Origin of the sequence: Desulfofundulus salinus (genome assembly GCF_003627965.1) — a bacterium.
GTDB lineage: Bacteria > Bacillota > Desulfotomaculia > Desulfotomaculales > Desulfovirgulaceae > Desulfofundulus > Desulfofundulus salinus.
In genome coordinates, this window is record NZ_RBWE01000001.1 from 1,783,382 (window position 1) to 1,796,126 (window position 12,745).

Annotated in this window: 13 protein-coding genes, 3 tRNA genes and 1 pseudogene; 13 read left to right on the forward strand and 4 right to left on the reverse strand. The window is 50.5% G+C overall.

All coding sequences use genetic code 11. The annotated features are described in order from the left end of the window. The first annotated feature begins 246 nt into the window (after window positions 1-246). From D7024_RS09090 to D7024_RS09130, 9 genes and pseudogenes are all read left to right on the forward strand, one after another. Window positions 247-333: transfer RNA gene (locus tag D7024_RS09090), tRNA-Leu, on the forward strand. A 215-nt stretch (window positions 334-548) separates the two neighbouring features. Further along, window positions 549-734, forward strand: a pseudogene (locus D7024_RS09095) (transposase domain-containing protein); the annotation flags it as partial. Window positions 735-833: 99 nt separating this feature from the next. Continuing rightward, window positions 834-1,442, forward strand: a complete 609-nt coding sequence (locus D7024_RS09100) for a TatD family hydrolase (protein WP_243113739.1) — start codon at window positions 834-836, stop codon at window positions 1,440-1,442. Window positions 1,443-1,486: 44 nt separating this feature from the next. Further along, a complete protein-coding gene (locus tag D7024_RS09105) occupies window positions 1,487-1,813 on the forward strand; it encodes a DUF2250 domain-containing protein (RefSeq protein WP_121451509.1) in 327 nt (108 codons plus the stop codon). A 72-nt stretch (window positions 1,814-1,885) separates the two neighbouring features. Next, on the forward strand, window positions 1,886-2,230 hold the full coding sequence (locus tag D7024_RS09110; protein WP_121451510.1) for a hypothetical protein: 345 nt from the start codon (window positions 1,886-1,888) through the stop codon (window positions 2,228-2,230). Window positions 2,231-2,578: 348 nt separating this feature from the next. Then, the gene (locus D7024_RS09115) at window positions 2,579-2,980 is read left to right on the forward strand and encodes a 4Fe-4S dicluster domain-containing protein (protein ID WP_121451511.1); all 402 of its coding nucleotides are present in this window, start codon (window positions 2,579-2,581) and stop codon (window positions 2,978-2,980) included. A 15-nt stretch (window positions 2,981-2,995) separates the two neighbouring features. Beyond that, window positions 2,996-3,859: a CoB--CoM heterodisulfide reductase iron-sulfur subunit B family protein gene (locus tag D7024_RS09120; protein ID WP_121451512.1), complete on the forward strand. Its 864-nt coding sequence runs from the start codon at window positions 2,996-2,998 to the stop codon at window positions 3,857-3,859. A 25-nt stretch (window positions 3,860-3,884) separates the two neighbouring features. Then, window positions 3,885-4,568, forward strand: coding sequence for a 4Fe-4S dicluster domain-containing protein (locus tag D7024_RS09125; protein ID WP_121451513.1), 684 nt, complete (start codon window positions 3,885-3,887; stop codon window positions 4,566-4,568). Window positions 4,569-4,583: 15 nt separating this feature from the next. Next, on the forward strand, window positions 4,584-6,185 hold the full coding sequence (locus D7024_RS09130) for an FAD-binding protein (RefSeq protein ID WP_121451514.1): 1,602 nt from the start codon (window positions 4,584-4,586) through the stop codon (window positions 6,183-6,185). Between the two features lie 257 nt (window positions 6,186-6,442). On the opposite strand, the gene D7024_RS09135 is transcribed toward D7024_RS09130, so the two are convergent. Then, window positions 6,443-6,679: a hypothetical protein gene (locus D7024_RS09135; protein WP_121451515.1), complete on the reverse strand. Its 237-nt coding sequence runs from the start codon at window positions 6,677-6,679 to the stop codon at window positions 6,443-6,445. A gap of 171 nt (window positions 6,680-6,850) precedes the next feature. Between D7024_RS09135 and D7024_RS09140 the strand changes: the two genes are divergently transcribed. Then, on the forward strand, window positions 6,851-8,005 hold the full coding sequence (locus D7024_RS09140; RefSeq protein ID WP_121451516.1) for an RtcB family protein: 1,155 nt from the start codon (window positions 6,851-6,853) through the stop codon (window positions 8,003-8,005). Between the two features lie 99 nt (window positions 8,006-8,104). Here the strand turns inward: D7024_RS09140 and D7024_RS09145 are convergent, their stop codons facing one another. The 3 genes from D7024_RS09145 to D7024_RS09155 form a co-directional block, all read right to left on the reverse strand. Continuing rightward, on the reverse strand, window positions 8,105-8,314 hold the full coding sequence (locus tag D7024_RS09145; protein WP_207666915.1) for a 4Fe-4S binding protein: 210 nt from the start codon (window positions 8,312-8,314) through the stop codon (window positions 8,105-8,107). A gap of 423 nt (window positions 8,315-8,737) precedes the next feature. Beyond that, window positions 8,738-8,813 (reverse strand) — tRNA-Lys (locus tag D7024_RS09150). Next, window positions 8,814-8,891: transfer RNA gene (locus D7024_RS09155), tRNA-Pro, on the reverse strand. Between the two features lie 274 nt (window positions 8,892-9,165). Here D7024_RS09155 and D7024_RS09160 point away from each other — a divergent pair. The 3 genes from D7024_RS09160 to cooS all read left to right on the forward strand — a co-directional run bounded on the left by D7024_RS09160 (window position 9,166) and on the right by cooS (window position 12,727). After that, window positions 9,166-9,507, forward strand: coding sequence for a phasin family protein (locus D7024_RS09160; RefSeq protein WP_121451517.1), 342 nt, complete (start codon window positions 9,166-9,168; stop codon window positions 9,505-9,507). Window positions 9,508-9,704: 197 nt separating this feature from the next. Continuing rightward, window positions 9,705-10,466, forward strand: a complete 762-nt coding sequence (locus D7024_RS09165; protein WP_121451518.1) for an ATP-binding protein — start codon at window positions 9,705-9,707, stop codon at window positions 10,464-10,466. Window positions 10,467-10,711: 245 nt separating this feature from the next. Next, a complete protein-coding gene (gene cooS / locus D7024_RS09170) occupies window positions 10,712-12,727 on the forward strand; it encodes an anaerobic carbon-monoxide dehydrogenase catalytic subunit (protein WP_121451519.1) in 2,016 nt (671 codons plus the stop codon). Window positions 12,728-12,745: the final 18 nt, after the last annotated feature.

Consider the following 12,745-nt stretch of genomic DNA (forward strand, 5'->3'; position numbering starts at 1 on the left):
ATGCCTTGGAAAACGTCCATGTCTGGTATGGGCGTTAGCCTCCCAGAGGGCAAAAATGTTTACAACGCAAATAGCTCTAACTTTAAAAATCTTGACAGCTGCCAGTGTTTCTCGTATATTAGTAATTGCTGAAAGGCCAAGAGATGAACAACGTGAACAAAAAATGTTGCCTTAATAGATGAATGAAAATTACCCCCTTGTCAGGTATCCCGGAATATGTTATAATAGCAGTTGTCAGTAAGACGTGCGGCAGTGGCGGAATTGGCAGACGCGCAAGATTCAGGTTCTTGTGGGCGTACGCCCGTGGGGGTTCAAGTCCCTTCTGCCGCACCAAGCTCAGTTAAATCAAGGCTTCCAGAGGTTTTCTCTGGAAGTTTTTTTGTTTTTCACCATTCCTCATGATACTTTTATATATTATAGCTATATTACGGTTATATTAGGGCACATATAACACACATAAGATAAACTGATTGTCAAGCGTCAGTGACTTTGTCAGTGAAATTCGTCAGTGAAAATGTCACTCAGACACATTACTTATCTCATTCATCGCCCGGGCCAGCGCTATTACTTACAGCATCATAGAAACGGCAAAGGAGAATGGGTTGAATCCTTTCCAGTACCTCAGCTATCTTTTTGAAAAACTTCCCAACCTGGACCCTAAAGACAGTAACGCCCTGGATCAGTTACTCCCCTGGTCCGATTCGCTGCCCCCTGTGTGCAGGGTTAATAAATAAGCCAGATTATGTCCCCACCTGATTGCAAGGTGGGGTTTATTTTACGCTTACTTTTTCGGGGCCAAACATGCGGAAACACTCTTCGATCATTTCCACCAAATGTTAACCCTTTCGGTGAAAAATGCTGCCCAAAATGGCATCAGGCTTTTCGTCGCTGTCGGCATTCACCCCATGGGGACACCGGTAGACTGGCCCAGGGTGATCGACGCCCTTCCAAACTACCTGAAGATGAGTGATGTCATTGGTTTAGGAGAAATCGGCCTGCATGAGGGGAGTCGACGAGAGCAGGACGTCCTCAGGGAGCAATTGAAAGTAGCCAAGGAATACAGGGTGCCGGTAATCATTCATACCCCGCCACAGGACAGGGTGGAAATAACCAATAAGACGATTGAAATTGCCGCCGCCGTCGGGATGGAACCCGGAAAAGTGATCATCGACCACGCTGATTTGGACATTATTGACCTAATCGAGGACTTCGGGGCCATTCCCGGGCTCACTATTCGCCAGAAAGGGCTTACTCCCCATCTATTGCTGAACCACCTGGAACGTTTCCAACGAGGTGTTCTGAACAGCGATTACAGCAATCTCAAACCCAACGATCCCCTGAGCGTTCCAAAGGCTGTGCGGTATCTGGAACTGAACGGGGCTCCTCCGGAAATCATTGCTCGGATTGCGAGGTACAATGCTGAAGAGTTGTTCGGTATTTAGACAACCAGGGGTATGACCTAATTCACGGAGGAGGGGAGGAGAGTATGTGTACCAAAAATGAGCAGGAGGAACTTCTTGATTTAAAAATCCTTGCCTACCTCAAAAAGCTGGGGCCGGAATATGCAAAACTTCTGGCGATACGGCTGGGTTTATCCCTGGAAGAAAGCATAGAGCGACTCCGAAGGTTGGCAGCCAGAGGACTAATTAAGCGAGTAGAAGGAAGAATAGTTAAATATTACCACCGCAGACGGAAAAGCGTTAAGCACCGGAATCACACCTATTATGATCTCACAAGGGAAGGAGAACTTCTCTTAAGAGAGGCCAGGGGGAAAGTGGATATTCATATTGATATCGAGTACCCTAGCAGGTAAGACGGTCTTTGGCGATTCCGGTCGTAAGCTGCTTGAGGACGTGCCCGCTTTTGAGGCGCTTTCTCTCCTGCGGTGCAGGGCCTGCGGGTGCTGGTGGACGACAGGTTGGTGCTTCCCCACGCGGTGGAAGAAGTTTCGAACTACTTCGAGGGCACATGTCTCGCCCAGGCGGCCTTCTCCCACGACTGCGGCAAGATAAGCTGGCCGTCCTGCCTGGTGGACAAGAGGGTGCTGGACGAAGAGAACTGCAGGCTGGTCCATGCGCACCCCATAGCCGGGGCGCACTACCTCCGCGAGTACTGCAAAGTGCAGAGAGCTGTTATCCTCGCTAACAAAGGGTCCTCTTTTGCACAAAATAATGCTAATCCCAGGGGGGCCAAGATTACACCGTTATTTCATTATTCCAGATGTTACTGAAAACCAGGGTCTTAGCTATGCGGAAGCTTTTTCTAATAACTATTGTTAAATTATAAAAGTTAGAAGGGGCAGATAATTTTAATTTTTTTATTTTTAGGCAGGAATTGTAGCTATAATGCTGAATTACTGCAATTATTAAGAATAATTATACTCACCCCCGGGAGTCTCAAAGAACAAGCATCGGATCATCTAGCAAGGAAATTGCAAGTAACCCCAGAAGAAGCAAAACAGGAAAGATGTAATTCCTGGCAATAATGCCGTTCGGAAAGGGTGGGAGGGAAGGGGAAGGTCCAGGAAGCAGTAAAGGTGGGATAAAAAAGAAATTGTATTAAAGGAGTCAGATGCAAAATGGCTATGGTTCTCTCAAGCAAAATTAGCCGGGAGCTAGTTGAGCGTATCAAAGAGATAAGCGGGCAAAATCCCAATCTCTGCATGCAATGCGGGACCTGCAGCGCAGGATGTACGGGCAGAGAGTTTATGGATTTTCTACCCCGCCAGGTCATGCGCATGATTCAACTGGGAAACGCCAAAGCATTGAACTTTAAGTCCATCTGGATATGCAGCACTTGTTTAATTTGCACCGCCCGCTGCCCCCGGGGTATAGATATTGCCCGGTTAATGGAAGCTCTGCGGGTAATTAACCTGCGCCAGGGCAGGGAAGTACTAGTTGCCGAAAAAATTCCGTTAGAATTGCTCACTCAGGTTCCTCAGATGGCTTTAACCAGTGGTTTTCGCAAGTTAAGCGCGTAAAAAGGGGGGATAAGGATGAGGATCCCATATTTTCCAGGATGCACTCTACACAGCAAAGCAAAGGGGCTGGATTATTCTACCCGGGGCTCCCTGGCCGCTTTAGGCATCGAATTAACTGAACTGCCTCAATGGACCTGCTGCGGCACGGTATTTCCCCTGGCCCAGGACAATTACATCGGCATGGTCGCGGCGGCACGCATTTTAGCCAATGCGGCCAAAGAAGAAGGGGGCAAGCTCGTTACGGTTTGCTCCTTCTGTTATCACGTACTAAAAAGGGTCAATTATGTTATAAAAAACAATCTTGAGGCCAGAACAAAACTAAATGATTATTTAGAAGAAAATTACACCGGGGAAATTGAACCCGTCCACCCACTGGAAATCTGCAAGGAAGACGTGGGGTTTAATGTGATAAGGGACAAAGCAGCAAGGAGCCTGAAGGGCCTTAAAGTAGCCTGTTATTATGGTTGTATGCTTGTCCGGCCGGCTTCGGAAATGAATTTCGACGATCCGGAAAATCCTACCATCATGGAAGAACTGGTTAGCGCCCTGGGTGCGGAGGTGGTAGAATACCCCAACAAGACAACCTGTTGCGGATCCTATCAGGTACTGCATGATAACGCTTTGGTGATGCAAAGGGTAGAGGATATACTCAACTCTGCCACTGCCAAGGGAGCGGAAGCAATTATCACCAGTTGTCCTCTTTGCCAGTTTAACCTGGACTGGTTGCAGGAAAAAATCCTGCAGGAGAACGCCGGTTTTCAAAAAATCCCCGTTTTGTATTTTACCCAGCTTTTGGGTTTAGCTCTGGAACTTCCCCAGGAAAGCCTTGGGCTGGATCAGCACTATGTAGATCCCAGACCTTTACTGGTGGGAGCGTAGATTTGCCTTGAAGGAGGAAAGAGTTATGGTCGAAGAAAGAGAAATGGTAAACATATACATTATGGGTAAACATTATAAGGTACCCTATGGCCTGACGATTATGAAAGCCATGGAATACGCCGGTTACCGTTTTATCCGGGGCTGCGGCTGCCGGGGAGGTTTTTGCGGTGCCTGTGGTACAGTTTACCGCAAACCGGGGGATTTCAGGCTGAAAGTAGGCCTGGCCTGTCAAACCATGGTGGAAGACAACATGTATTTGACCCAGATCCCCTTTTACCCGGCCAATAAAGCCACCTATAACCTTGAGGAACTCACTCCTACCCTGGCCACATTGCTGCGGCATTACCCCGAATTGACCCGCTGCCTTGGTTGCAACCAGTGTACCAGGATCTGTCCCCAGGAACTATCGGTAATGGACTATATCGCCGCGGCCCAGCGGGGAGACATCACCAAAGTGGCCAACTTATCCTTCGACTGCATTATGTGCGGTTTATGTGCTTCCCGCTGTCCCGCTGAAATCGTACAGTATAATGTGGCCATTCTGGCTCGCCGGCTTTATGGCCGCCATATTGCCCCACCGGCCCAACACCTGGCCAAACGGGTAGAAGAAATTAAGGCCGGAAAGTTTGATGAAGAACTGGACAGGCTGATGAAGATGGATAAAGAGGAATTACAAAAGCTATATAACGCCCGGGATATTGAACCCTAAGGAAGGTGAAATAATATGTATACTCAGGAAATGCTGGAAGCTATTAAACTCGTGGAACAGACCAGGGAACGGCGTTTAAAGGAAACTTTCCCCCGTCTGAAACCGGAAGAGAAAGAAAATCTTTTGCGTTCCTACCATCCGGACTATATGCCCGAAGCCACCAGACCGGTAAAGGTAGGCCCCAACAAAGGCGATAAATTTACCCACGAACATGCCGACCTGCTGGAAAGCCGCAGCATGCTTGATCCCGATACTTTTTCCCTGGACAACATAGATTTCGACGTGGATGTCCTGGTTATTGGCGGTGGCGGAGCCGGTACATCGGCAGCGCTTTTAGCCCACGAAGCGGGAGCCAGCGTACTGATCGCTACCAAGTTGCGCCACGGCGATGCCAACACCATGATGGCTGAAGGAGGCATCCAGGCAGCAGACAAAGAAAACGACTCCCCGGCCATCCACTACCTTGACGTGATGGGCGGCGGAGGTTATTATAATATCCCCGAACTGGTCGCCGCTTTAGTAAAAGACGCACCTCTGTGCATCCAGTGGTTGGAAAGCCTGGGCTGCATGTTCAGCAAATTCCCCGACGGCACCATGCATACCATTCATGGCGGGGGCACCTCCCGCAAACGCATGCACTTTGCCCATGACTATTCAGGCGCGGAGATTATGCGCACCCTGCGGGATGAGGCGCGTAACCGGGGTATTCCCGTTATTGAATTTTCCCCGGCCGTGGAGCTAATTATTGATGAATACGGGCAGTGTGCCGGAGCTGTACTGTACAATCTAGAAACCGAACAGTACCTGGTGGTAAGGGCAAAAACAGTGATTATTGCCACCGGCGGTTCCGGCCGCCTGCACATTGGCGGTTTCCCCACCACCAACCACTACGGTGCCACGGCGGACGGCATTGTCATGGCTTACCGGGCAGGGGCAAAGTTAATTTATCTTGACGCCACCCAGTTCCACCCGACGGGCGTGGCCTTTCCCGAACAAATCGTCGGGCAACTGGTAACCGAAAAGGTGCGGGGTCTCGGCGCCCAGCTGGTTAACGCGGAAGGTGAGCAATTTGTCTACCCGTTGGAAACCAGGGATGCGGTTTCATCGGCAATCATCCGGGAATGTAAAGAACGGAAGAAAGGAATAACCACGCCCAGCGGCATGCATGGCGTGTGGCTTGATTCCCCCATGATCGATATCATCCACGGCAAGGGCACGGTGGAAAAAGAGCTGCCGGCCATGTTTCGCCAGTATAAACGTTTCAATATAAATATGGCCGAACAACCCATCCTGGTTTACCCAACTCTTCACTACCAAAATGGCGGCATTTTGATTAACGACCGGGCCGAAACAAGCATCCCCAATCTCTACGTGGCCGGCGAAGCATCCGGGGGAGTACACGGGCGCAACCGGCTTATGGGCAACTCCCTGCTGGATATCATCGTGTTTGGCCGCCGGGCCGGTATGAATGCCGCCGAAAGGGCAAAAAGCGTAAAATTAGGCAGGCTTACCCTCGATCACGTCAAACGCTACCATGAGGAACTGCGGAAAGAAGGTCTTGGCCAGAAGGTCGCCCCGATTTTACTCCCGGACTATCGCGGTAAAATCAGTGGTTAGCAATTACTGTGAAAATGGGGAAAGGCTTTGGGGATAATACCCAAAGCCTTTTATTTTTCAATGAAGATGCAATAGCAAAAATTGCAGTAGTCGGCCGTACCGCTCAGTCCCGGGCTTTTAGCCCCGGGTCAAGCGCATACCAGGCATTTCGCGGCACCCGCCAGTCCATTTCAGCTACGCCGGATTTTTAGCTGGCCCTCGCCTCTGTCGTCCGCCCAAGCAGCAAGACTTTGTCCGCTATTTTTTCGTAAATCCGACTAAGACCGGGGTGGATCCAGTTGTTGCTGCACCTGCTGGAGCAGATCCCCCACCCGGGCGTTTAATTGTTGCAATTGGCTAAACTGCTGGGACAGGTGCGGCTGGGATGCAGCCAACTGGCTGAGCATTACTCCTATTTCATAGGCGGCTTTCTGTGCTTCCCGAACATGAAAGGACATCTGTTGCCTTTGGATGCCAGGGTTGGGGCGGTTGTCCAAAAAGTCCAACCAGGTCACGGCTAACAACCTCCTTATAGCAATTGCCTTTTACCGGCGCGGACTAAAATATTTCCCCTTAAAGTATGTACAATCAAACAAACTCTATCCTAAAAAATCCTCAAAAAACCCTCCTGGCTTTTTATGGGAGTCCATGTTATAATATGTTCTGTCGCCGGCGAGGTGAGGACAATGAAGGTTATCACAACCGAAAGGCTACCCATTAAGATTTGGGCCCGGGAGGTGGAAGAGGGCGCCCTGGAACAGGCCCGGCACCTGGCCAATCACCCGTATGCCCGCCATCACATTGCCCTGATGCCCGACGTCCACCAGGGTTACGGCATGCCTATCGGGGGAGTGCTGGCCACGGAAGGGGTAATCATCCCTAACGCCGTAGGGGTGGACGTGGGGTGCGGGGTGCAGGCAGTAAGAACCAACCAGACGGTGGAAGCCGTCCGGCCCCGTTTAAGGGATATCCTAAACCAGATCCAGCGGGCCATTCCCACCGGCTTCAACCATCATAAAAAACCTCAAAGCAGCCCCCTTTTTCATCGCGCTCCAGACGTACCGGTAATCCGGGATGAACTGGAAAACGCCAGGTACCAGCTGGGTACGCTGGGCGGCGGAAACCACTTTATCGAAATCCAAAGGGACGACCAGGATTATGTATGGATCATGCTGCATTCCGGTTCCCGGAACTTTGGTAAAAAAGTGGCCGATTATTATAACCGCCTGGCCATAAACTTAAATGAGAGGTATGGTTCCCCCGTACCCCGGGAATGGCAACTGGCTTATTTGCCTTTAGGTACCCAGGAAGGACAAAATTACCTGGCAGCCATGCAGTATTGCCTGGAATTTGCCCGGGAAAACCGGGCCCATATGATGAGAGTAATCCTGGAAATCTGCCATTCCCTGCTACCCGATTTTGCCTGGGGCGAAGAACTGGACGTGCATCATAATTACGCCTCTTTAGAAAAGCACTTTGGCCAACAGGTAATGGTACACCGCAAGGGGGCCGTGCGGGCGGTAGGGGACGTAATCGTACCCGGGTCCATGGGCAGCCCGTCTTACATCTGCCGCGGCCTGGCCAACCGGGAAAGTTTTGCCAGCTGTTCCCATGGGGCAGGGCGGGTAATGGGTCGCAATGAAGCCCGCCGGCGCATACCCGTGGAAAAAGTCATTAAAGAAATGCAGACCCTGGGGGTCGAGCTATTTAAGGCCAAAAAGGGGGACCTGGCGGAAGAATGCCGCCAGGCCTACAAAGATATTGATCAGGTAATGGAAGACCAAAAGGATCTGGTGGAGATCAAGATCAGGTTACAGCCCCTGGGAGTAGTCAAAGGTTAATCACCCGCGTTCAGCAACCATTGGCGGATATCACAAGCGACCAACAGTGAAAGAGCTTCAGACGCCGTAGTCTGTAGCTCTTTTTCTAATCCTTATGCGTTAAGGATTGGGCACTCTGCTGATTGCCCCTGCCGGGCAGGCACGGTAACAACGACCGCAGCGGGTACAGTTGTCCAGGTTAATATTGTAGTGTACCGTATCGTCAATATAAATGCCGCCATCCCGACATTCCAATTCACACGCCGCACAGGACATGCAAAGCTCCTGGTTAATCTGGTAGTTAAACTTAAACTTCTTTGGTTCTGCCAAGAAAAACCCCCTTTAACAAAACATTGTATATACCCTTTCTACAGCCCGGGAAAAATTCCTCTCAAAGTTTTTAAAATAAAATACATTACGGCAAGACAAAATACTAACAAAAAACTTAAAAGGAGGGCTTATTTTGATCAGAAGACGCATTCAGGGGGTAGTCCGTCGGTACCGCATACCAGGCTCCACCAACACCGGATACCGGCCGGTATGGGATATGGGGTACGCAGCGGAACACAAAAAAAGAACACGTATTTCTGGCGTTAACAGGCCCAGTGTCTAACTGCCAGCAGGGAAGTTAACTCTTCCCGGGAGCCTCCTTCTTTTGTTTTATCCCAATTTGAACCGGCCTTTAAAAAATTTAAAAAACAAGTGGGTTTCAGCTCTAGTCGCTGAAACCCTCACTACGTTGGCTTTTATGCTTGGTGGGCCATGAGGGACTCGAACCCCCAACCTGACGATTAAGAGTCGCCTGCTCTACCAGTTGAGCTAATGGCCCTGGTCGGGATGGAGGGATTTGAACCCCCGGCCTCTTGCTCCCAAGGCAAGCGCGCTAACCAAACTGCGCCACATCCCGCTAATGATACAAGCCTAATTATAACGATAACAAACTTAATTATAATCTCCCCTGCTGCCGTCGTCAAGGGTGCCGGGGCCAAAAAAAAGTCCAGCTTTGCGCTGGACGGGGAGAGATAGAACTCACCAAAGCGGAGTATTCCTAGTATCTCCCGGCAAAGTCTTTAATATACCTATTGAAGTAAAAAGTTACAAAAAATTTATCCCTAAATAACTACCCACACGTGTTATACTTGGTAATAATCACCGAATAACTTTTCAAGGAGGTCGACCACATGTTTAAAACAGCCGAAAGGTTAATCCTGGCCGGCATTGGTGCCCTGGCTTTGACCACCGAAAAGGCAGAAAAAATGATCAATGAGCTGGCGGAAAGGGGACAAATGAGCAAAGAAGAGGCACGCAATTTTTTGCAGGAACTAATTGCCAAAGGGGAGGAGGAAAAGGCCAACCTTGCGAAAACCCTGCGCCGGGAGATTTCCCAGCTAAGGGAGGATCTGGGCCTGGTTACCAGGGCGGAAATAGAGGAACTGAAAAACAGAGTCGCCCGCCTGGAAGAGCAACTGGCACAGAAGCAAAACGAGACCCCAGCTCAGGATACCGGTAACGATAAAATATAAGCTGCATGAGTCCAAAATTTTTCTTTTGTCAGCAGGAAAATTTATAGCCACGTCGAAAATGTAACTTCAAAATTTTAAAAATATAAAGATGAAGCAGGAATTATCCCCGGTTTTGTAGAAAAAACATTCAGTTACCTTATAGCTACAGCCCAGTAGATGGAAAAAGTATTTATGAAATACGCCCGAGGTGAAACGCAATGAAGCTGGCCATCTCCGGAAAGGGCGGTGTCGGTAAAACCACCATTGCTGCTGCACTGGTCAAGTCCTTTGCGGAAACCTACCAAACCGTCTATGCCATTGACGCCGATCCCGACGCCTGTCTGGCCGCCGCTATAGGGATACCCGAAGAGGTTGCCACCGGGTTAAAACCCCTCGTGGAAATGCGGGATCTCATCCGGGCCAAAACCGGAGACGGTGCCTTTTATACTCTTAACCCGCAAGTAAATGATTTGCTGGACAATTATTGCTATCAGCATAAAAACATCAAGTTTATCCGCATGGGCGGGATTAAAAAAGGCGGTTCGGAATGTTACTGCCGCGAAAATACCTTCCTTAACGCCGTGATTTCTTCGTTGCTTCTGGATAACAATGAAGTGGTAATCATGGATATGGGGGCCGGCATCGAACACCTGTCCCGTGGAACAGCTAAAGGGGTAGACCTGATGCTGGTGGTGGTAGAACCAAGCCGCAACAGCATAAATACCGCGCACCTGGTCAAGCGGTTGGCTGCTGACCTGGGAATCCGCAAAGTAAGGATCATTGGCAATAAAATCCGCACCCCGCGGGAAAAGGAGTATATAGAACAAAATTTTTCACCGGAAGAGATACTGGGTTTCATCGAGTTCAACAACGAAATCTGGGAAAAAGCTATGGAACCGAACTCAGATGTAGGGGGAGAACTTTTAGCAGGCATGAGGGAGGTTCGCGAAAAAATACTGGGAGAGGCGGGTGATCGGTAAGCGCCGGGGAGAGGAGAAGAGTTGCATTTTACTATCTTAATTTGCCATCCCTGTCTAAAGGGTGGGTAAAGCTTATTGACCCGGGCACCAACCATACAGAATGCCGGAAAAACTCAAGTAAGTAGAGAGAACCACTGGTTGAAAGGGAGAATTCCAGCCGCAAGAGGATAAATCCCAGGAGCTACACATAATTGCTAAAACTTAACTCGTAACCAGCTAATTTTTTAGCTAAGGAGGTTAAAGCAATGCCAAGGTTTAGAGATCCCAGCCATACCTGCCGGCCCTCGGATGTCCCCCGGGTTGTTGATCCGAAGGTAATAAAAAGGTCTATAGACCCGGCAGTGTTAGAAATGATCGATGTAGCCAAGGAAAGGGGGGTTATTACCACCTTTGACCGGGCGGTAGCACAGCAACCCCAATGTCAATTTGGCTACAAAGGAATTTGCTGCCGGTTTTGTATGATGGGTCCCTGCCGGATCAAAGCAGACGAAGGCCCCGCCAGCAAAGGAATTTGCGGTGCTTCCGTGTGGACAGTTGTAGCCCGTAGTGTAGGCTTAATGCTCCTTACCGGTGCCGCATCCCACAGCGAACATGCCAGCCATATGGCCCATACGCTCCTGGAATGCGCCGAGGGACATGCTCCAGACTATAGCGTCAAGGATCCCGACAAGTTACGCCGCATCGCCAAACGCATTGGTATCCAAACAGATGGCAAGGACGACAGGACCCTGGCCAAGGAAGTGGCCGAAGCAGCCCTGGCCGACTACAGCCGGTTAAAGGGCTTTGGTGAGTCCACCTGGGTAAAAACTACCATTACCCCGGGACGGCTGGAAAAATTCCGCACCCATAACATTATGCCCAGCGGTGTTTATAATACCATTTCCGAACTGGTCAGCCAAGCACACATTGGCATGGATAACGACCCGGTTAACATTATCTTCAGCGCCCTGCGGGTAGCGCTGGCCGACTATACAGGGATGCACGTGGGTACCGACCTTTCCGACGTGCTCTTTGGCACCCCCAAACCGGTAGTCAGTGAAGCCAACATGGCAGTAATTGACCCGGCCAAGGTAAACATTGTCCTCCACGGCCACAACCCGATTCTCTCCGACATTATTGTCCAGGCCGCCAGGGAAATGGAAGATGAAGCCAGGACCGCGGGAGCCGCGGGCATCAACCTGATGGGCATCTGCTGTACCGGCAACGAGGTGCTCATGCGTCACGGTGTACCCCTGGTCACTTCCTTTGCTTCCCAGGAACTGGCCATTACCACCGGAGCCATCGACGCCATGGTTGTGGACGTCCAGTGCATCATGCCGTCCATCCGCACCGTTGCCGAGTGCTTCCACACAGTGATCATCACTACTTCGCCCATTGCTAAAATACCTGGTTCCTATTACCTCGACTACCAGACCACCAAGGCCTTAGAAAACGCCAAGCAGGCCATCCGGACAGCTATAGACGCCTTCAAACAACGGGATGCCAATAAAGTACACATTCCCAATGTGAAGAACAAAGTGGTTGCCGGCTGGAGTTTGGAAGCCCTTTACGATTTGTTCCGGACTGTGGAGCCGGATAACCCCGTCAAAGCACTCACCGACGCCATTTTAAGTGGAGAGCTCAAAGGAGTAGCTCTGCTGGCGGGCTGCAACAACCTGAAACGGTTCCAGGACGACAGCCATATCACCATTGCCAAGGAAATGATTAAAAACGATGTCTTTACCGTAGCCACCGGTTGTGCCGCCCAGGGCTGTGCCAAGCTGGGGCTACTGGCTCCCGAAGCTATGGAATTTGCCGGCGAAGGGCTGAAGAAATTCCTGGCCCGGATCAGTGAAAAGGCCAACCTGAGCACGCCACTGCCGCCCATCTTCCACATGGGTTCCTGCGTAGACAACACCCGGGCCTCCGACCTGCTCATGGACATGGCCAACACGCTGGGCGTGGATACCCCGAAGGTGCCTTTCGTCGCCTCCGCCCCCGAGGCCATGAGCGGCAAGGCAGTGGCCATCGGTTCCTGGTTTGTAGCCATGGGCGTGCCGGTACACGTAGGCTCCATGCCGCCAGTAGAAGGTAGCGATCTCATTTACAGCATCCTTACCCAGGTAGCCAGCGATGTGTACGGCGGTTACTTCATCTTTGAAATGGATCCCAGCGTGGCCGCCCAAAAGATGCTTAGCGCTTTAGAATATCGTACCTGGAAACTGGACGTGCACCGCAAAGTGGCCGAGGACTTTGAAACCGCCCTGTGCCAGAACTATTAATGAGCCAGGACGAAAGGA

What these genes read in the sequence shown, in the direction of transcription:
- D7024_RS09130 (WP_121451514.1), top strand. Translation starts at nt 4,584, where the DNA reads ATGTATACTCAGGAAATGCTGGAAGCTATTAAACTCGTGGAACAGACC.
- cooS (WP_121451519.1), top strand. Translation starts at nt 10,712, where the DNA reads ATGCCAAGGTTTAGAGATCCCAGCCATACCTGCCGGCCCTCGGATGTC.
- D7024_RS09105 (WP_121451509.1), top strand. Translation starts at nt 1,487, where the DNA reads ATGTGTACCAAAAATGAGCAGGAGGAACTTCTTGATTTAAAAATCCTT.
- D7024_RS09120 (WP_121451512.1), top strand. Translation starts at nt 2,996, where the DNA reads ATGAGGATCCCATATTTTCCAGGATGCACTCTACACAGCAAAGCAAAG.
- D7024_RS09125 (WP_121451513.1), top strand. Translation starts at nt 3,885, where the DNA reads ATGGTCGAAGAAAGAGAAATGGTAAACATATACATTATGGGTAAACAT.
- D7024_RS09165 (WP_121451518.1), top strand. Translation starts at nt 9,705, where the DNA reads ATGAAGCTGGCCATCTCCGGAAAGGGCGGTGTCGGTAAAACCACCATT.
- D7024_RS09115 (WP_121451511.1), top strand. Translation starts at nt 2,579, where the DNA reads ATGGCTATGGTTCTCTCAAGCAAAATTAGCCGGGAGCTAGTTGAGCGT.
- D7024_RS09100 (WP_243113739.1), top strand. Translation starts at nt 834, where the DNA reads ATGTTAACCCTTTCGGTGAAAAATGCTGCCCAAAATGGCATCAGGCTT.
- D7024_RS09140 (WP_121451516.1), top strand. Translation starts at nt 6,851, where the DNA reads ATGAAGGTTATCACAACCGAAAGGCTACCCATTAAGATTTGGGCCCGG.
- D7024_RS09160 (WP_121451517.1), top strand. Translation starts at nt 9,166, where the DNA reads ATGTTTAAAACAGCCGAAAGGTTAATCCTGGCCGGCATTGGTGCCCTG.